The organism is Streptomyces sp. P9-2B-2 (genome assembly GCF_030406865.1).
Lineage (GTDB): Bacteria > Actinomycetota > Actinomycetes > Streptomycetales > Streptomycetaceae > Streptomyces > Streptomyces platensis.
In genome coordinates, this window is record NZ_CP129126.1 from 5,788,034 (window position 1) to 5,812,965 (window position 24,932).

At 71.8% G+C, this 24,932-nt stretch carries 22 protein-coding genes; 11 read left to right on the plus strand and 11 right to left on the minus strand.

Translation table 11 applies throughout. The annotated features are described in order from the left end of the window. Positions 1 to 15 precede the first annotated feature (15 nt). Positions 16 to 1,176, minus strand: coding sequence for a hypothetical protein (locus QT196_RS25560; protein ID WP_168481141.1), 1,161 nt, complete (start codon positions 1,174 to 1,176; stop codon positions 16 to 18). A 199-nt stretch (positions 1,177 to 1,375) separates the two neighbouring features. Between QT196_RS25560 and QT196_RS25565 the strand changes: the two genes are divergently transcribed. After that, the gene (locus QT196_RS25565; protein ID WP_168481142.1) at positions 1,376 to 2,536 is read left to right on the plus strand and encodes a cystathionine gamma-synthase; all 1,161 of its coding nucleotides are present in this window, start codon (positions 1,376 to 1,378) and stop codon (positions 2,534 to 2,536) included. 24 nt (positions 2,537 to 2,560) lie between these two features. On the opposite strand, the gene QT196_RS25570 is transcribed toward QT196_RS25565, so the two are convergent. From QT196_RS25570 to QT196_RS25580, 3 genes are all read right to left on the minus strand, one after another. Continuing rightward, positions 2,561 to 2,809 carry a hypothetical protein gene (locus tag QT196_RS25570; RefSeq protein ID WP_168481143.1) on the minus strand — a complete coding sequence of 83 codons (249 nt, stop codon included), beginning with the start codon at positions 2,807 to 2,809 and terminating at the stop codon, positions 2,561 to 2,563. After that, positions 2,806 to 3,336: a sigma factor-like helix-turn-helix DNA-binding protein gene (locus QT196_RS25575; RefSeq protein ID WP_266733843.1), complete on the minus strand. Its 531-nt coding sequence runs from the start codon at positions 3,334 to 3,336 to the stop codon at positions 2,806 to 2,808. The genes QT196_RS25570 and QT196_RS25575 overlap by 4 nt, the downstream gene beginning before the upstream one ends. Before the next feature lie 134 nt (positions 3,337 to 3,470). Continuing rightward, positions 3,471 to 3,971: a MarR family transcriptional regulator gene (locus QT196_RS25580; RefSeq protein ID WP_168481145.1), complete on the minus strand. Its 501-nt coding sequence runs from the start codon at positions 3,969 to 3,971 to the stop codon at positions 3,471 to 3,473. Positions 3,972 to 4,179: 208 nt separating this feature from the next. Here QT196_RS25580 and ilvA point away from each other — a divergent pair, with 208 nt between their 5' ends. The 3 genes from ilvA to QT196_RS25595 all read left to right on the plus strand — a co-directional run bounded on the left by ilvA (position 4,180) and on the right by QT196_RS25595 (position 7,704). Beyond that, on the plus strand, positions 4,180 to 5,451 hold the full coding sequence (ilvA, locus tag QT196_RS25585; protein ID WP_168481146.1) for a threonine ammonia-lyase: 1,272 nt from the start codon (positions 4,180 to 4,182) through the stop codon (positions 5,449 to 5,451). Positions 5,452 to 5,737: 286 nt separating this feature from the next. Beyond that, complete coding sequence (locus QT196_RS25590; RefSeq protein ID WP_266733839.1) at positions 5,738 to 6,829, plus strand: ATP-binding cassette domain-containing protein; 1,092 nt, start codon at positions 5,738 to 5,740, stop codon at positions 6,827 to 6,829. Then, a complete protein-coding gene (locus tag QT196_RS25595) occupies positions 6,826 to 7,704 on the plus strand; it encodes an ABC transporter permease (protein ID WP_211117419.1) in 879 nt (292 codons plus the stop codon). Before QT196_RS25590 ends, QT196_RS25595 begins: the two co-directional genes overlap by 4 nt. 66 nt (positions 7,705 to 7,770) lie before the next feature. Here the strand turns inward: QT196_RS25595 and greA are convergent, their stop codons facing one another. Both greA and QT196_RS25605 read right to left on the minus strand, forming a co-directional pair. Next, the gene (greA, locus tag QT196_RS25600) at positions 7,771 to 8,268 is read right to left on the minus strand and encodes a transcription elongation factor GreA (protein ID WP_168481148.1); all 498 of its coding nucleotides are present in this window, start codon (positions 8,266 to 8,268) and stop codon (positions 7,771 to 7,773) included. Between the two features lie 321 nt (positions 8,269 to 8,589). After that, positions 8,590 to 9,000, minus strand: coding sequence for a DUF4307 domain-containing protein (locus QT196_RS25605; protein WP_266733836.1), 411 nt, complete (start codon positions 8,998 to 9,000; stop codon positions 8,590 to 8,592). A 131-nt stretch (positions 9,001 to 9,131) separates the two neighbouring features. On the opposite strand from QT196_RS25605, the gene mca reads away from it, so the two are divergent. Together mca and QT196_RS25615 are read left to right on the plus strand one after the other, a co-directional pair. Then, positions 9,132 to 10,004 (plus strand): mycothiol conjugate amidase Mca, encoded by an 873-nt coding sequence (gene mca / locus QT196_RS25610; protein WP_168481150.1) that lies wholly within the window; start codon positions 9,132 to 9,134, stop codon positions 10,002 to 10,004. A gap of 4 nt (positions 10,005 to 10,008) precedes the next feature. After that, the gene (locus tag QT196_RS25615; protein WP_042147933.1) at positions 10,009 to 10,260 is read left to right on the plus strand and encodes a hypothetical protein; all 252 of its coding nucleotides are present in this window, start codon (positions 10,009 to 10,011) and stop codon (positions 10,258 to 10,260) included. Between the two features lie 335 nt (positions 10,261 to 10,595). On the opposite strand, the gene QT196_RS25620 is transcribed toward QT196_RS25615, so the two are convergent. Beyond that, positions 10,596 to 13,877, minus strand: coding sequence for a tetratricopeptide repeat protein (locus tag QT196_RS25620; RefSeq protein ID WP_290355776.1), 3,282 nt, complete (start codon positions 13,875 to 13,877; stop codon positions 10,596 to 10,598). Positions 13,878 to 14,023: 146 nt separating this feature from the next. Here QT196_RS25620 and QT196_RS25625 point away from each other — a divergent pair, with 146 nt between their 5' ends. The 4 genes from QT196_RS25625 to QT196_RS25640 all read left to right on the plus strand — a co-directional run bounded on the left by QT196_RS25625 (position 14,024) and on the right by QT196_RS25640 (position 19,222). Then, the gene (locus QT196_RS25625) at positions 14,024 to 16,060 is read left to right on the plus strand and encodes a thioredoxin domain-containing protein (RefSeq protein ID WP_290355777.1); all 2,037 of its coding nucleotides are present in this window, start codon (positions 14,024 to 14,026) and stop codon (positions 16,058 to 16,060) included. Between the two features lie 171 nt (positions 16,061 to 16,231). After that, complete coding sequence (locus QT196_RS25630) at positions 16,232 to 17,239, plus strand: NADP-dependent oxidoreductase (protein WP_290355778.1); 1,008 nt, start codon at positions 16,232 to 16,234, stop codon at positions 17,237 to 17,239. Between the two features lie 73 nt (positions 17,240 to 17,312). Continuing rightward, positions 17,313 to 18,683: an amidase gene (locus tag QT196_RS25635; RefSeq protein WP_266733826.1), complete on the plus strand. Its 1,371-nt coding sequence runs from the start codon at positions 17,313 to 17,315 to the stop codon at positions 18,681 to 18,683. 23 nt (positions 18,684 to 18,706) lie between these two features. Continuing rightward, entirely contained in the window at positions 18,707 to 19,222 is a 516-nt protein-coding gene (locus tag QT196_RS25640) for a MerR family transcriptional regulator (protein WP_266733824.1), read from the plus strand. On the opposite strand, the gene QT196_RS25645 is transcribed toward QT196_RS25640, so the two are convergent. Beyond that, complete coding sequence (locus tag QT196_RS25645) at positions 19,212 to 19,847, minus strand: TetR family transcriptional regulator (protein ID WP_290355779.1); 636 nt, start codon at positions 19,845 to 19,847, stop codon at positions 19,212 to 19,214. The two genes, QT196_RS25640 and QT196_RS25645, sit on opposite strands and share 11 nt — an antisense overlap. A gap of 344 nt (positions 19,848 to 20,191) precedes the next feature. Next, positions 20,192 to 20,908, minus strand: coding sequence for a hemolysin III family protein (locus QT196_RS25650; protein ID WP_266733822.1), 717 nt, complete (start codon positions 20,906 to 20,908; stop codon positions 20,192 to 20,194). 239 nt (positions 20,909 to 21,147) lie between these two features. On the opposite strand from QT196_RS25650, the gene QT196_RS25655 reads away from it, so the two are divergent. After that, a complete protein-coding gene (locus tag QT196_RS25655; RefSeq protein WP_266733821.1) occupies positions 21,148 to 22,971 on the plus strand; it encodes a phosphoenolpyruvate carboxykinase (GTP) in 1,824 nt (607 codons plus the stop codon). 138 nt (positions 22,972 to 23,109) lie between these two features. Here QT196_RS25655 and QT196_RS25660 read toward each other — a convergent pair whose 3' ends face one another. Then, complete coding sequence (locus tag QT196_RS25660; RefSeq protein ID WP_290355780.1) at positions 23,110 to 23,571, minus strand: hypothetical protein; 462 nt, start codon at positions 23,569 to 23,571, stop codon at positions 23,110 to 23,112. A gap of 85 nt (positions 23,572 to 23,656) precedes the next feature. Beyond that, entirely contained in the window at positions 23,657 to 24,868 is a 1,212-nt protein-coding gene (locus tag QT196_RS25665) for a pyridoxal phosphate-dependent aminotransferase (protein WP_168481163.1), read from the minus strand. Between the last annotated feature and the right edge of the window lie 64 nt (positions 24,869 to 24,932).

Below are 24,932 nucleotides of genomic sequence, written 5' to 3' on the forward strand. Positions count from 1 at the left end.
CCCGGGTGTCCGAACTCAGCTCCCGGATGGCGGAAACCCCGCAGAGGTCCCCCCGAGCTGTTCCCAGCCGGCGATGGCCAGGGCGCGGTAGGCGGCGTATTCGGCGGCGGGGCTGTGGCCGTAGGACCAGGGGACGGCGCCTACGTGGCCGTCGACGAGGCGGAGCTGTTCCATGGCTTCGGCGTAGCGCTCGGCGCGTACCAGGAACCAGACCAGGAGATGGCGGACGTGGGGGGCCATGGGGTGGTCGGTGGGGGCCTCGCGGAGGGCGAAGTGGGCGCCCTCGATGGCGCGCTCGACGACCGCGCTCTGATAGAGGCTGCGGACCATGTTGGCCTCGGGGAGGTGCTCGTAGACCGCGAAGAGGGGGAGGGCCGGGAGGAGGGTCCCCTTGGGGGCGGCGGACGCGGCGCGCTCGGCGAAGGACTCGGCCTGTTCGCGGGAGCCGTGCCACTTCTGCGACCAGTAGGGGAGCGCGGCGAGGTGGGCGCCCATGTGCTGCGGGGCGCGCTGGGCGACCTTGGACCAGAGCTCCTCGTAGTCGGCGGGGCGGTCGTGCAGTCCGCGGGCGATCGCCAGCTCGGTGATGTACGGGATCGGGCTGCCGGGGGCCAGCAGCGCCGCTTCCCGGCAGACCGTACGGGCCTCTTCCAGAATCATCCGGAAGTCCTGGGAGCCCGGGTCGCGCAGCGCCTGGACGACGAGGAACTGGGCGTGCGTCTGAGCGCCGCCGGGGTCCTTGGGGGCTTCCGAGCGCCAGGTGCGCAGCCAGATCCCGCCGGTCCGGCCGCCGTCGCCGTACCCCGGGCCCGCACCGCGCAGCTGCTGCTCCGAGGCCTCCTCGGCGGCCAGCTCGAAGGCCGCGGCACCGGCCAGCGTCTGCACCCGCTGCCAGCGGCGCTCCCAGTCGTCGCCGGTGGACTTCAGCAGCTCGGCGGCCGGGCGCCAGTCGTGCGTGCGGCGCATCTCGGCGAGCGCGTCGGCCAGTTCCTGGTCCGGGCCGGGCAGGCGGACGTCGAGTTCCTCCAGCGGTACGAAGCCGTAGCCCGCCATCGGGTCGGAGGCCACCACCAGGCCCTGCCGGGTGTGCTGCACGGCCCGTCGGCGCCGCATCCAGGGCAGGAAGACGAGGCCGCCGAGCGCGAGCGCGGCGAAGAGAACCAGCAGAGCGTCCATGTGGGGTGTCCTGTACCTGAAATTCTTGTAACGGCTGCCTGGGACCTGCGGTGCGGCGGAGGCGTGGGCGACGGGTGCGAGGGGCGGTGTGCGGCGGGCGGCGGGGGAACCGCTGTGCGGATCCTCGTATGTATCCACTATCCAGCCAACCAGAAAGTTCCGGAAAGTTCGGTTGCGCGGACGACTACCCTCGGCAGGCATGAGCGATCAGCGCGAAGAGCGCCACCAGCATTTCGAAACCCGTGCCATCCACGCAGGTCAGGAGCCTGACGAGGTGACCGGTGCGGTAGTACCTCCCATCTACCAGGTATCCACGTACAAGCAGGACGGCGTGGGCGGGCTCCGCGGCGGCTACGAGTACAGCCGCAGCGCCAACCCGACCCGTACCGCCCTTGAAGAGAACCTCGCAGCCCTGGACGGCGGCCGCCGCGGCCTCGCCTTCGCCTCCGGCCTCGCCGCCGAGGACTGCCTGCTGCGGACCCTGCTGACCCCCGGCGACCATGTCGTCATCCCCAATGACGCCTACGGCGGCACGTTCCGTCTCATCTCCAAGGTCGTCGAGCGCTGGGGCGTGGAGTGGTCGGTGGCCGACACCTCCGACCCGCAGGCCGTGCGCGCCGCACTGCGGCCCCGTACGAAGGCGATCTGGGTGGAGACGCCCAGCAACCCGCTGCTGGGCATCACCGACATCGCGGCGCTCGCCGCCGTCGCCCGGGACGCCGGGGTCAAGCTCGTCGTCGACAACACCTTCGCGAGCCCCTACCTCCAGCAGCCGCTCGCCCTCGGCGCCGATGTGGTGGTCTACTCCACGACCAAGTACATGGGCGGGCACTCGGACGTCGTCGGCGGCGCCCTGGTCGTCGGCGACGACACCCTCGGTGAGGAACTCGCCTACCACCAGAACGCGATGGGCGCGGTCTCCGGCCCGTTCGACGCCTGGCTGGTGATGCGCGGCATCAAGACGCTCGCCGTCCGTATGGACCGGCACAGCGCCAACGCGGAGCGCATCGCGGAGCTGCTGAGCAGCCACAACAAGGTGACCCAGGTCTACTACCCCGGGCTGGCCGAGCACCCGGGCCACGACGTGGCCACCAAGCAGATGCGGTCCTACGGCGGCATGGTGTCGTTCCGGGTCGCGGGCGGCGAGCAGGAAGCCGTGGAGGTCTGCAACCGGGCCAAGCTGTTCACCCTCGGTGAGTCGCTGGGCGGCGTCGAGTCGCTGATCGAGCACCCGGGGCGGATGACGCACGCCTCGACGGCCGGGTCGCTCCTGGAGGTCCCCGCCGACCTCGTGCGCCTCTCGGTCGGCATCGAGTCCGTCGACGACCTGCTGGCCGACCTCACGCAGGCGCTGGGCTGACGGGACACCCGCCGGCTCCGCCGTTCACCACCCCTCCACGCGAGGGGTGGTGTGGGCCGGCGAGGGCAGCCACGGCTGGGCCGCGGCCGCCCAGACCAGGGCCGCCAGCACCAGGAGCGCGAGCAGCCGGCCGAGGTGCCGCGCCCGCCTGCGGTGGATCATCAGGCGGCGGCCGCGGGCGGTGGCGCGCGCGGCCAGATCGGTGGGGACGAGCGGATGCGGCCCGGCCAGCATCCGCCGTACCTCGGTCTCCTTGCGGTCGGCGGGACTCATGGGGCCGTGAGGTCCGGTGTGGTTCCCGTTCCCGTTCCCGTTTCCGTTGGCGGTGCGGAGTCCGCTGCCGGGAACGGGGCCGGTCCGGGGCGGCGGCTGCGCAGCTCCCCGAGGGCGTGCAGACACAGCGTGTGCACCCGCTCGGAGGGCAGGCCCAGTTGGGCCGCGGTCTGCTCCTCGGCCACGTCCTCGTGAAACCGCAGCACGAGGACCAGCCGCTCCTGCGGGGACAGCCGGTCCAGCAGCCCGCCGCGCGGCCGGCGGTGGCGCCGGGCGGTGTGTGTGAAGAGGGCGGCCAGCTCCTGGCGGGTGTGCGCGTACGGATCGTCGCCGCGCAGCCGGTCCCAGTCGGCGTACGTCCGCGACAGCGCCCGGAGCAGCAACTCCTCGGCGGCCGGGGCGGGCCGGGCGGCGGGCTCGCCGGTCAGCAGGGTGGCGGTGTGCAGCAGCCGGCCCGCCGCGCCCGCCACGAACCGCTCGAACTCCCGGGCGTGGCGGCGCTCCTGCTCCGACCGCCGCTCTCGCACCGCGCCTCCCGGATGACGGACGCACGACCTCCTGGGCTCCTATAGCACGCCAGTACGGTCGGCCGGTCAAGAGGCGGGACGGGCCCGCGGCGCGAGATCCGGGCCCGTGTCAGGTCAGCCGGTGTGCGCGGGCGTCAGGACGTCGGGCCCGTCGGCGGCAAGGCCGCGGTGATGTCGCAGAGGGAGGCGTTGAAGCGCGTCAGGAGTGTGGTGAAGGCGGTGCGCTCCTCCTCGGACCACTGCTCCGTCACCAGGGCCATCAGCGCACGGCGCGAGGTGCGCACCTCGTCCAGACGGGCGTGCCCGCGCTCGGACAGCTGGAGCACCACGGCGCGGCCGTCCTCGGGGTGGGTGGCGCGGCTGACCAGGCCGGAGTCGACCAGCGGGGCGACCTGCCGGGTGACTGTCGAGGAGTCGATGCCCATACCGGCGGCGAGGGCCTTGACGCCCATCGGGCCTTCCTGGTCCAGGCGGTTGAGCAGCAGATACGCGGCGCGGTCCATGGAGTTGCGCGCCTGTCCGACGCCGCCGAGCCGGCTCTGTTCTGCACGGCGGGCGAAGACGGCCACTTGGTGCTGTAGCGCGTCGAGGAGAGCGGGGTCGGTGTGGGTCGTCATGTCCGAAGAGGTGGGCATGGCCGGAAGCTCGCTTCGGTGGAAGTGCGTATGGATGAGAGGACAGCGTACGCGGACCCCGCGCGGAGCGTACCTGTGCTGCCCCTTCCGATAACGCCCCGTAACCCCGGGCGGTCGTACGGGACGCCATCCTGCCCCGCCCGCCGCGCGCCTGATCACCATTCGGGCAGAAAAGGCCCTCCCGTGGGCGAACTGCGAGACTGGCGACATGGCCGACCACACGCCGCGTACGCCGCCTGAGACCGCCGCCGCCGCGCTGCCCGCGCAGGGTCCGGCGGCCGCGATCACGGTCGATGACATCCGGGCGGCGCACAAGATGCTCTCCGGTGTCTCCCGGGCCACCGCGATGGAGGGCAGCCGCTATCTGTCCGGGCTGGTCGGCGCGCCCGTGCACCTGAAGTGCGAGAACCTCCAGCGCACCGGCTCCTTCAAGATCCGTGGCGCGTACGTACGGATCGCCGGGCTCTCGGCGCAGGAGCGGGCGGCCGGTGTGGTGGCCGCGAGCGCCGGCAATCACGCCCAGGGGGTGGCGCTGGCGGCGTCCCTGCTGGGGGTGCGCTCGACGGTGTTCATGCCGGTCGGCGCCCCGTTGCCGAAGGTGGCCGCGACCCGTGAATACGGGGCGGAGGTACGGCTCCAGGGCCATGTGGTGGACGAGACGCTGGCCGCCGCCCAGGAGCACGCGCGCGCGACCGGTGCGGTCTTCATCCACCCCTTCGACCACCACGACATCATCGCCGGGCAGGGCACGGTCGGGCTGGAGATCCTCGAACAGTGCCCGGAGGTACGGACCATCGTCGTCGGGGTCGGCGGCGGCGGGCTGGTGGCCGGGATCGCGCTCGCGGTGAAGGAGCTGCGGCCGGATGTGCGGGTCGTCGGGGTGCAGGCGGCGGGCGCGGCCTGCTATCCGCCGTCGCTGGCGGCCGGGCGTCCGGTGGCGATCGAGGGGCTGTCGACGATGGCCGACGGCATCAAGGTCGGGCGGCCCGGCGAGGTGACCTTCGGGATGGTCGAGGAGCTGGTGGACGAGGTCCGTACGGTCACCGAGGACCAGCTCTCCAGTGCGCTGCTGCTGTGTCTGGAGCGGGCCAAGCTGGTGGTGGAGCCGGCCGGGGCGAGCCCGGTGGCGGCGCTGCTCGCCGACCCGGAGTCCTTCGAGGGGCCGGTGGTCGCGGTGCTGTCCGGCGGCAATGTCGACCCGCTGCTGATGCAGCGCATCCTGCGGCACGGGATGGCCGCCGGCGGGCGCTATCTCTCGCTGCGGCTGCGGCTGACGGACCGGCCGGGGGCGCTGGCGACGCTGCTGGGGGTGCTGTCCGTGGCCGATGCGAACGTCCTCGATGTGGGCCATGTGCGGACGGATCCGCGGCTCGGTCTGACCGAGGTCGAGGTGGAGCTGCATCTGGAGACCAAGGGGCCGGCGCACTGCGGCGAACTGCGGGCGGCGCTGCGCGAGGCGGGGTACTTCGTCACGGAGTGAGGCCGCTGCGACGGATGCGGCAAAAGGGATGGGACCAGGGGGCGTCACGGGTATACGGTGACGCCCCACACGCGTCGGCGAACGTCTGTTTCCCTCCGCTTGCCTCCACCGCCGCGCGCGAAATCTGGAAACTGTATCGCGATGTATCGCGTCTGACCGTAGTATCGCGGCTGCTGGGTGCCGGTGCGTCATGGCGTTCCGTTGCGGACAAACGCCCACAGAGCAGGCATAGACCGCCAACCGTAATATTCGACCTGGAACTGACCCAAGCCATGGGAGTACCCCTATGCCAGGCGCCATTTACGCCGAAGGGCTGGTCAAGACCTTCGGCGACGTGAGGGCACTGGACGGCGTCGACCTCGACGTCCCCGAAGGAACCGTCCTCGGAATGCTCGGCCCCAACGGTGCCGGCAAGACCACCGCCGTACGGGTCCTGACGACCCTGCTCCAGCCCGACCGGGGCAAGGCGGTCGTCGCCGGGATCGATGTGCTGGCCCACCCCGACAAAGTGCGGCGCTCCATAGGTCTGTCCGGCCAATTCGCCGCCGTCGACGAGTACTTGACCGGCCGCGAGAACCTGATCATGGTCGGCCAGCTCTACCAGATGAGCGGGCGCGACGCGAAGCGGCGAGCCACTGAACTGCTGGAACGCTTCCATCTCGGCGACGCAGCGGACCGCACCGCCAAGACCTACTCCGGCGGTATGCGCCGCCGGCTCGACCTCGCGGCCGCATTGGTCGTCAGCCCGCCCGTGATGTTCATGGACGAGCCGACCACCGGCCTCGACCCTCGTAACCGCCAGGGCCTGTGGGACGTCATCCAGGAACTGGTCGCCGGCGGCACGACCCTGCTGCTCACCACGCAGTATCTGGAGGAGGCCGACCGCCTCGCCCACGACATCTGCGTCGTCGACCACGGCAAGGTCATCGCCCGCGGCACCTCCGACCAGCTCAAGGCGCGTACCGGCGGCGAGCGCGTCGAGGTCGTCGTGCACGCCCCCGAGCACCTCACCGTCGCCGACGAGGTCCTGCGCGGCTTCGGCAAGGGCGAGGGCACCGTCGAACCGCACACCCGCAAGCTCACGATCCCGGTGACGGGCGGCGCCAAGCTGCTCGCCGAGGTCATCCGCGAACTGGACCTCCGCGGCGTGGAGATAGATGACATCGGGCTGCGCCGTCCGACCCTCGACGATGTGTTCATCTCGCTGACCGGCCACGCCGCCGAGACCGCGGACGCCAACGGCAACGGCGCGGGCGCCGCCGATGCGGGTCCGGGCGACGCGGGCTCCGTCGGGAAGCAGAAGAAGCGCGGCAAGGCCGGAGCGGCGGCCGACGCCCCGGACGCGGACGTGAAGACCGACAAGGAGGGCGTGAAGTGACCACGGTGACCGAAGCGGCCGACACCGCCCCCCTCAGGCCCCCGCGGCCCCGCGGCGGCTTCAGCCGGTCCGTACGCGACTCCCTGGTGGTCGCCAAGCGCAATCTGATACGGATGCTGCGCATTCCCGAGGTGGTGATCTTCGGGCTGATCCAGCCGATCATGTTCGTGGTGCTGTTCACGTACGTCTTCGGCGGTTCCATCAACATCCCCGGCGCCCCCGTGGGCGACGCCCAGGCGTATCACGAGTTCCTGATGGCCGGGATCTTCGCGCAGACGGTCACCTTCGCCACGGCGGGCGCCGGCGCGGGCATCGCCGATGACATGCACAAGGGCCTCATCGACCGGTTCCGGTCGCTGCCGATGTCCCGGGGCGCGGTGCTCACCGGCCGCACCCTCGCCGACCTCGTGCAGACCGCGCTGACGCTGGTGGTGCTGGCCGTCGTCGCGCTGCTGATCGGCTGGCGCACCCACGAGAGCCTCGCCGAGGTGCTGGCCGGCTTCGCGCTGCTGCTCCTGCTCGGCTACGCCTTCTCGTGGATCGGCGCGCTCATCGGCCTCTCGGTGCGCACGCCCGAGGCGGCCACCTCCGGCGGGCTGATCTGGCTCTTCCCGCTGACCTTCATCTCGAACGCGTTCGTGCCGGTCGACGGCATGCCGGCGTTTCTCCAGCATGTCGCGGAGTGGAATCCGTTCAGTGCGACGGTGGCCGCAGCCCGGGAGCTGTTCGGCAACACCATCGCCACGGCGCCGAAGTCGGTCACCGGTGCCTGGCCGATGGAGCACCCGGTGGTGGCCTCGGTGATCTGGTCCCTGGTGATCATCGCGGTCTTCCGGACGCTGGCCGTCCGCAAATACCGGTCGGCCGCGGCCTGAGCGGAACGGCGAAGCGGCCCGGAGCATCACGCTCCGGGCCGCTTCGATGTCTGCGGTGTCTCGGCCTCAGCCCGTGTACGGCTTGGCGTCGAGGATCTTCACGGTCGCCTTCTTGCCGTTGGGGAGCTCGTAATTCGCCTCGGCGCCGACCTTCTTGCCGTTCACGCCGGTGCCCAGCGGCGACTGGGGGGAGTAGGTCTCGATGTCCGAGCTCGCGTACTCCCGGGAGGCCAGAAGGAACGCCAGCGTGTCGTCCGGGTCCCCGTCGAACGCGATGGTGACGACCATGCCGGGCGCGACGACGCCGGTCTCGGCAGGCGCCTCGCCGACCTTCGCGGTCTGGAGCAGCTGGGTGAGCTGGCGGACGCGCAGCTCCTGCTTGCCCTGCTCTTCCTTGGCCGCGTGGTACCCGGCGTTCTCCTTCAGGTCACCTTCCTCGCGGGCGGCCGCGATCTTTTCGGTGATCTCGGCGCGTGCGGGACCAGACAGGTGCTCCAGCTCGGCCTTGAGCTGGTCATACGCCTCCTGGGTAAGCCAGGTGACGTTCTCGCTGGTCTGGGTCACAGGTGCTCCTCGTCGGTACTGGGGATAAATCAAACGCCCTACCAGGAAGGTTTGCGCCTTCACAGGTGGGCGAAACCACGAGCCTAACAATTCCGGCACAAAACGGGGAAGAGGAAATTCACAGCGACCGCACAGCAGCGCATCATCCCTGCTCAGAGGCGGTCACGACACGCCCCGTGCCGGCCGTGGCCCCGGTGGGGCGGGCGGTGCGGTTGACGCGGCCGGTGGGCGTGGGGCGGGTGGGTCGGCGGGGGGTGTGCGGTGGCGCTTGAGGCGGGCAGCGGTGGTGACTCGTGGGGCTGGGCGCGGTCGGCGGTGGGGTCAGCCCGTACCGGACGCCGTGCAGCCGACGAGTACGGCGTTGGTGGCCCGCTTGGTCGTCCGCAGGGTGACCTCGGTGTCCACCTGGCCCGTGCGCTGGGCGACGGTGACGTCCTTACGGCCGACCTCGGAACCGTCCTCGGCCTGCGAGCGGATCGTGCACACACCCTTGGCGCCGGTGTCCTTGACGACCTCGAGATGCACCTTGACGGCGTGGTCGGAGACCGCGTCCCAGGCGATCACGCGGCCGCTGAGGTCCTGCCCCGTGATGTAGGAGATACCGGACCAGCCGATCACGCCCAGCAGCGCGGCGCCGAGCACCGCGCCGATGATCTTGAGCTTGCGGTCCGCGCGCTGATCCGCGGAACGGCCGTAGCGTCCGTCGGGGAGCCCGTCGCGCACCGCGGTCATGATCAACTCCTCCTGGATGCGGGGGCCTCAGTCACGAACCCCCGGGGGGTCCTCGCCCCTGGGAATACAGCGCCCCTCGCTTCGGTCACTATAGGAGGCATCTTCTCCGGCCCTTCATTGAGGATCGAGTCTTGACTGAGCAGCTGCGATTGATGGCGGTTCACGCCCACCCCGACGACGAGTCGAGCAAGGGTGCGGCCACCATGGCCAAGTACGTGTCCGAGGGGGTGGACGTGCTGGTCGCCACCTGCACAGGCGGTGAGCGGGGATCCATCCTCAACCCCAAACTCCAGGGCGATCCGTTTATCGAGGAGAACATCCACGAGGTACGGAAGAAGGAAATGGACGAGGCCCGGGAGATCCTGGGCGTCAAGCAGGAGTGGCTGGGCTTTGTCGACTCCGGGCTGCCCGAGGGCGACCCGCTGCCGCCGCTGCCCGACGGCTGCTTCGCCTTGCAGGACGTCGAGGCGGCGGCCGAGCCCCTCGTCCGGTTGATCCGGAAGTTCAAGCCGCAGGTCATCACGACCTACGACGAGAACGGCGGCTATCCGCACCCGGACCACATCATGACCCACAAGATCACGATGGTGGCCTTCGAGGCGGCCGGCGACCCGGAGAAGTACCCGGAGGCCGGTGAGCCCTGGCAGCCCCAGAAGCTCTACTACAACCAGGGCTTCAACAAGCCGCGCACGATCGCGCTGCACGAGGCGCTGCTGGCGCGCGGGATGGACTCGCCCTACGGCGAGTGGCTGGAGCGCTGGAAGCAGTTCGAGCAGCGTGAGCGGACGCTGACCACTTATGTTCCGTGCGATGAGTTCTTCGAGATCCGTGACAAGGCGCTGATCGCCCACGCCACCCAGATCGACCCCGACGGCGGGTGGTTCCGGGTGCCGATGGACATCCAGCGCGAGGTCTGGCCGACGGAGGAGTACGAGCTCGCGAAGTCGCGCGTGGACACTTCCCTCCCCGAGGACGACCTCTTCGCGGGCATCCGCAACAATTGACCCCATGATGAGCGCGACCAGCACCCTCGCCCTGACGCACTTCGTCACCCTTGCCGACAGCTTCGACAAGAACAAGGTGACCCCCGGCGTCCTCGGCTTCATCGTCTTCGCGGTCATCGGCGGCGCCGTGTGGCTGCTGATGAAGTCCATGAACAAGCACATGAAGAAGGTGGACTTCGAGGAGCAGCCGGAGGGCGGCGAGGCAGGCACCACCGCCTCCGCCGCCGCCCCGGCGGCCGAGCCGAAGACCAGCTGAGGGCGGGGCCCGCCGGCCCGCCCGCAGCGAGGACCCCTCGGCCCACGGGCCGGCCGCTCCGTGCGGACCGGCCGCTCCGTGGAGCCCCGGTGGTCCGCAGAGACCGGGTGGCGGTCGACGGCCGGCCGATGGACACGGCCGGCTGACCGGCCCGGCGGCTCGTCGGTCCGAGCGGCCGACGGGCCGGGCCCGCGCGCCGTCGAAGCGTCACCGCGCACGGCCGCGGCGGCGCGCCTCGGCGTACCCCGCGGCGCTCCCGGCGCACCGGGCATCGCTCCCGGCCTGCCCGGCATCGTCCCCTGCGCACCCGGCATCGCTCTCGGCCCGCCCGGCCGTCACTCCGCGTCGGCCGGGGCGATCAGCACGCCCATGACCTCGCGCGCATGGCGGTTCGGCACCATGCCCAGCCGCCAGGCCTGCCAGCCCGACTCCGGCTCCACCCCGCGCTCCAGCAGCAGCGCGAACGCCTCCGCGCAGTCCTCCAGCCTGGCGTCGCGGGTCGCATGCTTCTCCCGGACCAGCTGCGCCAGCTCCTCCTGCGCGACGGCCGTGCCCACCACGGAGCCGCCCGGCGAGGCGAGTGGCAGCAGCGTGCAGCGCAGGAACCGCGCCCAGTCCTCACCGCGCCGGTCGCCGTAGCCGGTGAAGAGCCGCGCCGCCTCGTCGGCCAGCTCCAGGGCCTGCGCCGCCCGGCCGTTGCCGGCGTCGATGATCAGCAACTCCAGGCAGGACCACGCCTCCCCGTGGGGCACCCCGATCCGCTGGAAGTCCTTACGGGCGTCCTGGAGCAGCTGCCGGGCGAAGCCGCTGTTGCGCAGCGAGCCGGTCTGCTCGGCCCGCAGATCGCGGGTGACCCGGCCCGAATGATGCCGGGCGCAGGCGAGTCCGTAGCCGTCCTGCATCCGGCTGAACATCGTCCGGGACCGCTCCAGCTGCCGCAGCGCCGCATCGCGTTCGCCGCGCTCCTCCAGCGCCTGGCCCAGGTAGTACATCGTCCAGGCCTCACCGCGGGCGTCCTCGTGCTGGTGGTGCAGCGGCAGCGCCTGCCGCAGCTGGTCCACCGCGGGCCCCGGATCGCCGTCCACCAGCCGGGCGCGGGCCAGCTGCGTCATCGCCCAGGCCTCACCGCGCTCGTCGTGCGTCCGGCCGTAGAGCTCCATCGCGGCCTGGAGGGCCTGCTCAGCGGCCGGTACATCGCCCCTGCGCAGATGCACCTGACCGAGCTGGAAGTGAGCCCAGGCCTGACCGTGCACGCTCTCGCTCTCCTCGTGGAGCTCCAGCGCCTCGCGCAGCATGGCGACGGCGTCCGCGAGCCGCGCGCGGTCCCGCTCCACCGCCGCCAGGGCGTGCAGCGTCCACGCCCGGTCGCCGTGCATGTCCGCGCCGGACTGGAGCTCCAGCGCCTCCCGGAGCTTGGCCGACGCGTCGGTGAGATGGCCCTGCTGCTGGAGCGTGATGCCCAGATCGCGCAGCGCACGGGCGGCGCCCGCCGGATGCTGCGCCTCGAAATACAGATCCACCACCGACGACAGGGTCGTCCGCGCCTTGTCCAGCTCGCCGAGCTGCCGGGCCGCCACACCTGTGCGCCACTGCACCGAGCGGACCAGCAGCCCCTGCCCGACGGCCCGGGTCAGCTCGCTCAGCTCGCCCAGCCGGTAGAGATCGCCGCGCAGCAGGCAGTAGTCGGCCAGCGCGCCCAGCAGATGCGAGACCGCCGCCTGGTCCACGCCGTGATCGGCATGGCGCAGCGCGGAGGTGATGAAGCTGCTCTCGTCGTCCAGCCACTGGAGGGCCGCGTCCAGGGAGGTGAAGCCGTGCGATCCGAAGCGGTCGGCACGGGTGGACGTACGGCCGTCGACCAGCCGGATGACCGAGTCGGCCAGCTCCGCATAGCCCCGGATCAGCCGCTCCTGGGCCGCGCCGCGCTCGCCCGGCTCCTCCTCGTCCAGCAGCCGGTCGTGCGCGAAGCTGTGCACCAGGGCGTGCAGGCGGTAGCGCTCGCCGCGGACATGCTCGATCAGCCCCGCACGGGCCAGCGTCGTCAGCTGCCGGGCCGCCTCGGCCTGTTCGACGCCCAGCAGCGCCGCCGAGGCCGCCGCCCCCAGGCTCGCCCGGCCCACCAGCGCCAGCCGGCGCAGCAGCCGCCGGGCCGTCTCCGACTGGTCGGAGTAGCGCAGCCACAGGGCCCGCTCCACCGGCGACCGCTCCCCATGGGCCGCGAGATCCGTGGCCAGCGCGGCGGGGGTGCGCGTACCGAGCGAGGAGCCCGCCACCCGCAGCGCCAGCGGCAGTCCGGCGCACAGCCCGGAGATCTCCTCGATCGCCCGCGAGTCGTACGGGCCCGCCGGGTCAGGGGCCTCGCCGCCACCCGCGGCCGTGGCCCGCAGCAGTTCCTCGGTGCCCGGGGTGTCCAGCGGTCCCACCGGCAGCTGATGCACCCACGCCTGGAGGTCCTCGGGCAGCTCCAGCGGCGTACGGGAGGTGACCAGCACCAGGCTGTCGGACCGCTCCGGCACCAGCGTGCGCACCTGCTCCGGATCCGCGGCGTCATCCAGCAGCACCGTCACGGGCAGGCCGGTCAGATGGTGGTGATACAGCTCGGCGAGCCGCTTGACCTGCTGTTCCTGGGACGGCCGCTCGCGGAACAGCAGCTGCTCGCGCGGCGCGCCCAGCCGGTTGAGCAGATGCAGCAGCGCGTCCCGGGTGGGCAGCGGCACCTCACCGGGAGTGTCACTGCGCAGATCCACCACACACGCGCCACGGAACTGATCGCGCAGCTGGTGGGTGGCCCGCACCGCCAGCGCCGTCCGGCCCGAGCCCGGCTCGCCGTGCAGCACCACCACGGTCGGCTTGGTTTCCGTGCTCGCCCGGGCCGCCTGCACCCACTGGGCGATCTGCGTCAGCTCCGCCCGCCGCCCGGCGAACGGGCCGTCCGCACGCGGAAGTTGGGCGAACGAATGCTCCAGTACGGACCGCTGGCGGGCCGCCGCGCTGCGGTCCGCGCCGCGCAACTGCGGCCCACGGGAGGAGGTCGAGGCGGCCGGCTGGGACGCCGTGCCGCCGCCGCGGGCCGCCGCCGTCAGCATCCGCTGCTGGTCCAGGAACGGACGGATGCCCCGCACCTCCAGCGCTGTCAGCCACTGGAGCCGCAGCTGCTGGGCGCCGCCCGGCTGGCCGCGCTTCCCCGCCTCCTGGTGGGCCGCCGGCAGGTGGGCGGCGGTCAACTTCAGGACCGTGGCCGTCGCGCCCGCCAGCACCACGGAGGCCCCCACGGCCAGCGCCGGACCCGTGCCCGTGCCGTACGCGAGGTCCGTGCTGAACGCCGCCACCGCCGCCACGGCCGTCGCCACCGCGGGGGTCCCCAGCTCCTTGCGGGTCAGCCGCCGGCCCAGCGAGGGCTGACCGGCGGCCGCCTCGTCCAAGGCCCGCACATACGCGGCGTACTCCTCGGCGGCGCTGCCCGCGAGCTCCTCCAGCGCCGAGCGAGCCCTGCTGAGCAGCGTGTCCCCGTCGAGCCGCCCGCCCGAGCGCCGTACCTCTTCCTCGACCGCCCTGGTCAACAGCGCTTCCGCTTCCGCCCGGTGGCCGTCGCGCAGCACAGCCAGTGAGCCCGGCATGCCATCCCCCTCCAGCAGTTCCAGCAGTCTCCAGCGGTGATCGTCGCCGCACGCACAGTGTTCCGCGTCCGCACCGATTCCGGCAGGGCTGTGGACAACTCCCTCCGCTCCCGGCTCACCGGCCCCCCTTGGGAGAGGATGGACCCATGCCGAACCGCCTGGCCCATGAGACTTCCCCGTATCTGCTCCAGCACGCCGACAACCCGGTCGACTGGTGGCCCTGGTCCGCCGCCGCGTTCGAGGAGGCCCGGCGGCGCGGTGTCCCGGTGCTGCTCAGCGTGGGGTACAGCTCGTGTCACTGGTGCCATGTGATGGCGCACGAGAGCTTCGAGGACGCGGCCACCGCCGAGCTGCTCAACGAGCACTTCGTGGCCGTCAAGGTGGACCGTGAGGAGCGGCCGGACGTCGACGCCGTCTATATGGAGGCCGTGCAGGCCGCCACCGGCCAGGGTGGCTGGCCCATGACCGTCTTCCTCACGCCCGACGCCGAGCCGTTCTACTTCGGTACGTACTTCCCGCCCGAGCCCCGCCATGGCATGCCGTCCTTCGGGCAGATCCTCGACGGGGTGCGCACTGCCTGGGCCGACCGGCGTGACGAGGTCGGTGAGGTCGCCAGCCGGATCGTCGCCGACCTGGCCGGACGCTCGCTGACCGGGGCGCTGCCCGCGGACCGGCGGCCTCCGGGGACCGAGGAGCTGCACGGTGCCCTGATGGGGCTGACACGTGAATTCGACGCGGTGCACGGGGGGTTCGGCGGCGCGCCCAAGTTCCCGCCGTCCATGGTGCTGGAATTCCTGCTCCGGCACTACGCGCGCACCGGGTCCGCCGGGGCCCTGGAAATGGTGCAGGCGACCGGCGCGGCGATGGCCCGCGGTGGCATCTACGACCAGCTCGGCGGCGGTTTCGCGCGCTATGCGGTGGACGCCACCTGGACCGTGCCGCACTTCGAGAAGATGCTCTACGACAACGCCCTGCTGTGCCGGACCTACGCCCATCTGTGGCGGGCAACCGGCTCGGACCTGGCCCGCCGGATCGCCGTCGAGACCGCCGACTTCATGGTCCGCGAACTCCGTACCGACCAGGGCGGCTTCGCCTCCGCACTGGACGCGGACAGCGATGACGGCACCGGCAAGCACGTCGAGGGCGCCTACTACGTCTGGACGCCCGAGCAGCTGCGCGCCGTACTGGGCGACGAAGACGCGGAGTTCGCCGCCACCTGCTTCGGCGTCACCGAGGAGGGCACCTTCGAGGAGGGCGCCTCGGTCCTCCAACTCCCGGACCCCGAGGGCCTGGTGGACGCCGAACGGATGGCCTCCGTCAAACGGCGGCTGCTCGCGGCGCGGGAGGAGCGGCCGCGCCCGGGGCGTGATGACAAGGTCGTCGCCTCCTGGAACGGTCTGGCCATCGCCGCGCTCGCCGAAACCGGTGCCTACTTCGACCGGCCGGACCTCATCCAGGCCGCCACCGACGCCGCCGACCTGCTGGTCCGCGTCCACATGGACTGGCACGCCCGGTTGCACCGCACCTCCCGCGACGGCACCCCCGGGGCCAACTCCGGCGTCTTGGAGGACTACGCCGATGTCGCGGAGGGCTTCCTCACCCTGGCCTCGGTCACCGGGGAAGGTGTCTGGGTGGAGTTCGCCGGGTTCTTCCTGGACACCGTGCTGCTCCAGTTCACCGCCGAGGACGGTGCGCTCTACGACACCGCGGCCGACGCCGAGGCGCTGATCCGACGCCCCCAGGACCCGACCGACAACGCGACGCCCTCCGGGTGGACCGCGGCGGCCGGGGCCCTGTTCTCGTATGCGGCGCTCACCGGCAGCGGTCTCCACCGGGACGCCGCGGAGCGGGCCCTGGGCATCGTCACCGCGCTCGCCGGGCGGGCCCCGCGCTTCATCGGCTGGGGCCTGGCCGTCGCCGAGGCCGCACTGGACGGGCCGCGCGAGGTCGCGGTCGTCGGCCCGCAGGGCGACCCGGCCACCGTCGCGCTGCACCGCGCCGCGCTGCTCGGCACCGCCCCGGGAGCGGTCGTCGCGCTGGGCGCCCCCGAAGCCGACGAGGTACCGCTCCTCCAGGACCGCCCCCTGGTGGACGGCCAACCGGCCGCCTACGTCTGCCGCCACTTCACCTGCGAGCGGCCGACCACCGACCCGGAGGAGCTGACGGAGCGCCTCCGGGGGTGAGCATCCGCCGGTGAACGGGACCGGCCCGGCGCATGGTTCACCGGCGCTTCGGCGGCGGCCCCCTGGGACGTACGGCACAGCGGCCGTCCCAGGGGCCGCCGGCCGTCGCCGCGTCCTGGGACCCGCGACGGAATTGCGCCTGACGTGCGCGTCAAGTTCTAGCCTCGCCGCATGACACAGCGAACACACCGCGAAGTCCGCCTGACCGCCCGCCCCCAGGGGCCGGTCACCGATGACCTCTTCGAGCTCGTGGAGGTGCCGGTCCCGGAACCCGGGCCCGGCCAGGTGCTGGTACGCAACACCGTCATGGGCGTCGCCGCCGTGATGCGCACGCTGATGGACGAGACCAGCGTCGTGCCGATGCCGCCCTTCGGGATCGGCGAGCCGCTGAACGGACCCGCCCTCGGCGAGGTGGTCGCCGCCCCGGGGACCGGCCTCGCGCCCGGTGACCTGGTGGAACACCACCTCGGCTGGCGCGAATACGCCCTGCTGGACGCCGACCGGGTACACCGGCGCGACCCCGCCCTGATGCCCGACCCGGCCGCCTACCTCTCCCAGGGGCCCACCGCCTGGATGGGCGTGGTGCACGGCGCCGAAGTACGCCCCGGGGACACCGTCTTCGTCACCGGTGCGGCGGGCGGCGTGGGCTCCCTGGCCGGTCAGATCGCCCGGCTGCGCGGCGCCGCCCGGGTCATCGGCAGCACCGGATCGCAGGCGAAGGCGGACCGGCTGATCAAGGAATTCGGCTATGACGCGGTGGTGCTCCGCGGCGCCGGACCCATCGAGGAGCAACTGCGTGCGGCGGCCCCGGAGGGCATCGACGCGCTCTTCGACAATGTGGGCGGGGAGCAGTTGCGGGCCGCCATCGCCGTCGCCAACCGGGGTGCCAGGCTCGCCCTCGTAGGCGCGCTGTCCAGCCAGCTGTCCGACGACAGTGCGGCCCACACCGTCGAGATCGACACCCTCGCGCTGCTCGCCCGCAGCATCACCCTGCGCGGTGTCGCCCTGTACGACCACCTGGACCTGATCCCGGAGTGGAACCAGCGGTTCGGCGAGGGGCTGCGCGACGGCACCCTCACCTTCCCGCACACCCGGCTGCACGGTATCGAGCAGGCGCCGCGGGCCCTGCGCGAGCTGACCGAGGGGCGCAATCTGGGCGCCGTCCTCGTGGAGTTGTGAGGCGCGGCCCCGGGGCGCCGTGGCGGAACCGAGCCAACCCGCCACTGTCAGCGGCCGGTTGTAGCCTCGCAGAGTGACGAACTTGCTCGGGAAGCGATCCCTCGTCCAGGAAGCCGCGGCGCTACGGGCCGGCACGGACGACCTCGTCGACGCGGTCCACCGCACCTGCGACCGCATCGACGCGGTCGATCCGGAGGTGCGGGCCTTCGTGCCGGAGGAGGGGCGGCGTACGCGGCTCCTGGAGGCGGCGCGGCGGGCGGCCGCCGGTGCGCGGGACCCTGCCTGCCGGCCCGCCCTCCATGGCGTCCCCGTGGGCATCAAGGACATCGTGCGGGTCGACGGGCTGCCCACCCGCGCGGGCTCGGCGCTGCCGCCCGAGGTGCTCGGCGGCCCGCAGGCCACCGTCGTCGACCGGCTGTGTGCCGCCGGGGCGCTGATCGCGGGCAAGACCGTGACCGCGGAGTTCGCGGTCACCGCCCCGGGCCCGACCCGCAATCCGCACCACCTCGCGCATACACCCGGCGGTTCGAGCAGTGGTTCGGCGGCCGCGGTCGCCGCCGGGATGGTGCCGCTGGCCATCGGGACACAGACCGTCGGTTCGATGATCCGGCCCGCCGCGTACTGCGGAGTGGTCGGCTTCAAGCCGGGCTATGGGCGGATACCGGTCGACGGGGTGATCCCCAACGCCGCGAGCTTCGACACGCTCGGCTGCTACGCCACGGATGTGGCCGGTGTCGCCCTGGCGGCGTCGGTGCTGGTCGACGGATGGCGACCGGAGGCCGCGGCGGGGCCCGGGCCGCGCCCGGTACTGGGCGTGCCGACCGGTCCCTACCTGGAGCGCGCCGACGGCGCGGCGCTGCGTGCCTTCGAGGAGCAGCAGGAGCTGCTGCGGTCCGCCGGGTACACCGTCCACGAGGTGCCGGTGATGGACGACTTCGAGCAGATCGTCGAGCAGCTGTTCACGATGAACCGCTACGAAGTCGCCCGTGCGCACCGGGACTGGTTCGCCCGCTTCGGCGACCGCTACCGCCGGCAGACCACGGCGGCCATCGAGGAAGGCCGGCCGATCGGGGACGCCGCCTATGAGGCGGCCCGGGTACGGCGGCGCGCCTTCCGTGCCCGGCTCGCGGCGGACCGCGCCGCGGCCGGCGTCGACCTGTGGATCGCCCCGTCGGCCACCGGCCCCGCGCCCGCCGACCTCACCACCACCGGCACCTCGATCATGTGCCTGCCGTGGAGCAACGCCGGACTGCCGTCGATCAGCCTGCCCTCCGGGCGCGCCGCCAACGGGCTGCCGCTCGGACTCCAACTCATCGGCGGATCCGGCACGGACGAAGAACTGCTCCATGGGGCGGCAGGAATCGAGCAGGTACTCAACGGGGAGGCGCGGCACCAGGACGTACTCAACTCGGGCGCGGGGAACGGCCCGGTGCGGGCGGGCTGAGCAGAGCGGCGAAGGAGGGGGAGATGCGGATCGGGGACGCCGCGGCGGCTGCCGGGATGACGCCGCGGGCGCTGCGCTACTACGAGCAGCGGGGGCTGGTGACGGCCCGGAGGACGCCGTCCGGGCACCGGGTGTACGACGAGGAGGACATCCGCCGGCTGCGGGTGGTGCGCGAATTGCGGGATGTCGGGCTGACGGTCGGTGATGTGCGGGCCTTCGCCCATCTGCTGCGCACGGTGCCGGCCGACGGGGTGCCGGATCTCCTCCCGCAAGCACTCGGCTCGGGGGCCTGTTCGGCCGCGGAGGCGGTGGCCCGGCGCCGGCTCGCGGACCTGGACGCCCGTATAGCGCGGCTGTCCCTCTTACGGGCACGGCTCGCGGCACGCCTGGGCGAACCGGCGGCACGCCTGGGGGAACCGGAGGCCGAGGTGACGGAGCCGGCCGAGTCGATTGGCACGGGACGTGCCGGGGCGGACAGCGGCCCGCTCTTCCGGCTGGAGACCGGGCCCGCCCCGGACGGGCGCGCCCTCAGAGCGTGAGGCCCCGCGCCAGCACCTCCATCGTCCGGTGGATCAGCGCCTCCAGTTCGGTGCGCTGACCGCCCGCGACCCAGCTCAGCATCGCCTCCTGGAGTGCGGCCAGGATCGCGGCGCTGATCACCCGCAGCTCCAGATCGTCGGCCGGGCGGCCGGTGCGCTCCGCCAGCACCGCGCTGATCAAGGCGGTGTCCCGGGCGATGTTCTCCGCCGTACGGCCCCGGATGGCGGGTACGTCGCGGACCAGCCGGATGCGCTGGACGAGTTCGCCGCGGTCCGCGGCGGTGAGCTCGCGCAGCGCCTCGGTCGTGACCCGCCGCATCGATTCGACCATCGGCTCGTCCGTGGGACGGGCCCGCAGCCCGGCCTCCAACACGGTGTCGTACTCGTCCGTGAGCAGGATGTCTTCCTTGGTCGGGAAGTAGCGGAAGACCGTGCTCGGCGAGACATCGGCGGCCTCGGCGATCTGGTCGATGGGGGTCGCCTCGTACCCCTGCGCCTCGAAGAGCCGGTAAGCGGCCCGCCGGATCGCCTCCCGCGTCTGGATCTTCTTCCGCTCCCGCAGCCCGATCTTCGGTGTTCCGGGCGGCGCGGTGGCAGGGGTACGTGCGGAAACCATGCGCAGCATTGTCGGGCATCGGGCGCCCGCGAGGCCACGCCCCGGCCCGTGCGCAGACGGCGCCCCGGAGCACGGCTTCGGCGGTCAGGGCGCTCGGTGCGGTCACTGTGCTCAGTACTCCCCGCGCCCGCAGCCCTGCCAGCCCTGCCGACCCCGTCAACCCCGTCAGCCCTGTCAGCGGGGTGTGTCACGCTGGGGCGTAGGAATGGTTACCGTGAGTGATGAGCGCGGGGTGGGGCATGCTCAGCGAAGGTCTCAATACGGCGCATGGCCGCAGCCAGGAAGGCCGCGGCCATGGAGGCGCGGGGATATCGGGCGGTCGGCTGCCCGGGGCCGGGGGCCGCGCGGCGGCCTCAGGGGTGCGTATATGCCACCAGGGAGATGCCGACGTAGTGCACGACGAAGGCCGCCAGGGTGAAGGAGTGGAAGACCTCGTGGAAGCCGAACCACCGGGGTGAGGGGTTGGGGCGCTTGAGGCCGTAGATCACGCCGCCGGCGCTGTAGAGCAGCCCGCCGACGATGACGAGGACGAGGACGGCGACGCCGCCGGTGCGCAGGAAGTCGGGCAGGAAGAAGACGGCGGCCCAGCCCATGGCGATGTAGCACGGGGTGTAGAGCCAGCGTGGGGCGCCGACCCAGAAGACCCGGAAGAGGATTCCGGCCAGGGCGGCCGCCCAGACCGCCCAGAGCAGGGCTTCTCCGCGGGAGCCGGGCATCAGCAGCATCGTCAGCGGCGTATAGGTGCCCGCGATGATCAGAAAGATGTTGGCGTGGTCGAGCCGGCGCAGGACGCCATCGGCCCGCGGGCCCCAATTGCCGCGGTGGTAAAGGGCGCTGACCCCGAAGAGCAGGCAGGCGGTCAGCGTGTAAATGGCGCAGGCCAGACGGCCGCGGGGGCTGTCGGCGAGGGCCGTGAGCAGGACGCCGGAGAGGAGGGCGGCGGGGAACATCCCGGCGTGCAGCCAGCCGCGGAGTTTGGGCTTGGGGGGCGCGGTCGCGGCGGCGACCGCCGCGATCGCGGGCGGCGCGGAGGGGGGCTGGCTCTCGGCGGCGTCGGGCGCGGATGTCATGGCGCAATGCTACCTACGCGACCGTAAGTTACAGATTGGTGGCGGAGTGGTGACGGTCACGAAGTCGCCCTCTGGACAGAACACCACAACGGTCGGATGATCAAATGAGTGCGGTCGGCACCGGATGAGCGGTCACGAAGCATCCGGGTCGCGGCCCCCAAGGGGCAGACATCTAAAGAAGCGGATTTTCCCGGTCAAACCGGGCATAAATCTGTCCATACCCTCATCTAGGAGCGATCGTGGCGCGCGACAACGCGGCTCCCTCTGCCCATCCGACCCGTCACCAGGAACTCATCTCCTGGGTCGACGAGATCGCAGCGATCACCCAGCCCGACCGGGTCGTCTGGTGTGACGGCTCGGAGGCGGAGTACGAGCGTCTGTGCGAGGAGCTCGTCGACAAGGGCACGTTCAAGAAGCTCGACCCGATCAAGCGCCCCAACTCGTACTACGCGGCCTCCGACCCCTCGGACGTGGCGCGCGTCGAGGACCGCACCTTCATCTGCTCCGAGAAGGAGGAGGACGCCGGCCCCACGAACCACTGGAAGAACCCCGCCGAAATGCGGGAGATCTTCGCAGGTGAGCAGGGCATCTTCCGCGGTTCGATGCGCGGCCGCACGATGTACGTCGTCCCGTTCTGCATGGGCCCGCTGGGCTCCCCGCTCTCCGCGATCGGCGTGGAGATCACCGACTCCGCCTATGTCGCGGTCTCGATGCGCACCATGACGCGCATGGGGCAGCCGGTGCTCGACGAGCTCGGTACGGACGGCTTCTTCGTCAAGGCGGTGCACACCCTCGGCGCCCCGCTGGCCGAGGGCGAGGCCGACGTGCCGTGGCCGTGCAACACCACCAAGTACATCTCGCACTTCCCCGAGGACCGGGAGATCTGGTCCTACGGCTCCGGCTACGGCGGCAACGCCCTGCTCGGCAAGAAGTGCTACGCGCTGCGCATCGCCTCCGTCATGGCGCGCGACGAGGGCTGGCTCGCCGAGCACATGCTGATCCTCAAACTCACCCCGCCGCAGGGCGAGTCCAAGTACGTCGCCGCCGCCTTCCCGAGCGCCTGTGGCAAGACCAACCTCGCGATGCTGGAGCCCACGATCTCCGGCTGGACCGTCGAGACCATCGGCGACGACATCGCCTGGATGCGCTTCGGTGAGGACGGCCGCCTCTACGCGATCAACCCCGAGGCCGGCTTCTTCGGTGTCGCGCCCGGTACCGGCGAGCACACCAACGCCAACGCCATGAAGACGATGTGGGGCAACTCCGTCTTCACCAATGTCGCGCTCACCGACGACGGCGATGTGTGGTGGGAGGGCATGACCGAGGAGAAGCCCGCCCATCTGACCGACTGGAAGGGCAACGACTGGACCCCGGAGTCCGGGACCCCGGCCGCCCACCCCAACGCCCGCTTCACCGTCCCGGCCGGCCAGTGCCCGATCATCGCGCCCGAGTGGGAGGACCCCAAGGGTGTGCCGATCTCGGCGATCCTCTTCGGTGGCCGCCGCGCCAGCGCCGTGCCGCTGGTGACCGAGTCGCTGACCTGGCAGCACGGCGTCTTCCTCGGCGCCAACGTCGCCAGCGAGAAGACCGCCGCGGCCGAGGGCAAGGTCGGCGAGCTGCGCCGGGACCCGTTCGCCATGCTGCCGTTCTGCGGCTACAACATGGGCGACTACATGGGCCACTGGGTCAAGGTCGGTGCCGACAAGGACCAGGCCAAGCTGCCGAAGATCTACTACGTCAACTGGTTCCGCAAGGACGACAAGGGCCGCTTCGTGTGGCCGGGCTTCGGCGAGAACGGCCGGGTGCTCAAGTGGATCGTCGAGCGGCTGGACGGCAAGGCCGAGGGTGTGGAGACCCCCATCGGCGTGCTGCCCACCAAGGAGTCGCTGGACACCGCGGGTCTCGACCTCGACGACGCCGACCTCGACTTCCTGCTCACCGTCGACAAGGACGTGTGGCGCGAGGAGGCGGCGCTGATCCCCGAGCACCTCAACACCTTTGGTGATCACACGCCGAAGGAGCTGTGGGACGAGTACCGCGCGCTGGTTCAGCGGCTCGGCTGATCACCCGTACCGCACACCGGCCGGGGCCCCGCACAGGACGTGCGGGGCCCCGGCTCGTAGCTGTGGGTGAGCTGACGTGACGCGGACCTGCTGGGCCGGTCGGGTGAGGCGGGGCCGGGACGGACCCGGCGCCCGGGCTCAGGCCGTGGCGAGATCCCGGCGCGGTGCGGCGTGCGCCGCCATCCGCTCGGCGGCCAGCTCCCGCGCCGCCGCGTCGTCGCGGGTGGTGGCGACCGCCAGGGCGTTCCCGGCGAGGGTGTGGGCGCGCTGCTGGAGGGCCTCGATCCGGGCCGGGGTGGCGCCGTCGGTGGGCTCGGCGCGCAGCGGATAGTGGCCGCCGCTCAGCCGCGCCACCTGCTCGGCGATGCGCTCGGCGGCGGTGGCCAGCTCGGCGCCGTCCAGCCCGGCGTCCGGCCCGGACTCCTGGTCCGCACCGCCGTCCGTCCGCGTCGCCAGCGCATGCAGCTCATCGGTGACGGTGAGCAGCGCGGTCAGCTGTCCGGCGAGCCGGATGTCCAGTTCCTGCTCGCGCGAGCGGTGCGGGATCTCCGGGGCGGCGGCCATGGTGTGGACCGACTTGGTGCGGATCGGTTCGTACATGGGACGGCCTCCTGAGAACGTTCAGGAGACCAGCCTAGCTTAGACGCTGTCTAAAGTTGTGGCTCGTACAGAAAATTACCCCGGATCAGTACTGTCCGTAACCGTCGAGGAAGGAGCCGATCCGGGTGACGGCATCGGCCAGATCGTCCTTGCTGGGCAGCGTGACCAGGCGGAAGTGATCGGGCTCCGGCCAGTTGAAGCCGGTGCCGTGCACGATCATGATCTTCTCGGCGCGCAGCAGATCCAGCACCATCTGCCGGTCGTCCTTGACCTTGTAGACCTTGGGATCCAGCCGCGGGAAGGCGTACAGCGCGCCCTTCGGCTTGACGCAGCTGACGCCGGGGATCTGGGTCAGCAGCTCATACGCGGTGTCGCGCTGCTCCAGCAGCCGGCCGCCGGGCAGCACCAGCTCGTTGATCGACTGCCGGCCGCCGAGGGCGGTGGCGACCGCGTGCTGGGCCGGCATGTTGGCGCACAGCCGCATATTGGCGAGGATCGTCAGCCCCTCGATGTACGAGGTGGCATGCGCCTTCGGGCCGCAGACCGCCATCCAGCCGCTGCGGTAGCCCGCCACCCGGTACGACTTGGACAGCCCGTTGAAGGTCAGGGTCAGCAGGTCGGGGGCGAGCGAGGCGAAGGGGGTGTGGGTGACGCCGTCGTAGAGGATCTTGTCGTAGATCTCGTCGGCGCAGACGATGAGGTTGTGCCGGCGGGCGATCTCCGCGATACCGCGCAGCAGCTCGTCGTCGTAGACGGCACCCGTGGGGTTGTTGGGGTTGATGACGACGATGGCCTTGGTGCGGTCGGTGACCTTGCGCTCGATGTCGGCCAGGTCCGGCATCCAGTCCGCCTGCTCATCGCAGCGGTAGTGCACGGCCGTGCCGCCGGAGAGTGAGACGGACGCCGTCCACAGCGGGTAGTCCGGGGCCGGGACCAGCACCTCGTCGCCGTCGTCCAGCAGCGCCTGCATCGACATCTGGATCAGCTCGGAGACGCCGTTGCCCAGGTAGATGTCGTCGACGGAGAGGTCGATGCCCTGCGTCTGGTAGTGCTGCATCACCGCGCGGCGGGCGGAGAGCAGGCCCTTGGCGTCCCCGTAGCCGTGCGCCGTGCCGACCGTGCGGAGGATGTCCTCCAGGATCTCCGGCGGGCACTCGAAGCCGAACGCCGCCGGGTTACCGGTGTTGAGCTTGAGGATCCGGTGACCGGCAGCCTCCAGCCGCATCGCCTCCTCGAGCACCGGGCCACGGATCTCGTAGCAGACGTTGGCGAGCTTCGTTGACTGGATCACCTGCATGTCCGCCACCTTACGGGCGCGTATCGGCGGCCGCCCGGTGTTTTTCCCCACGTTGATCACCGGA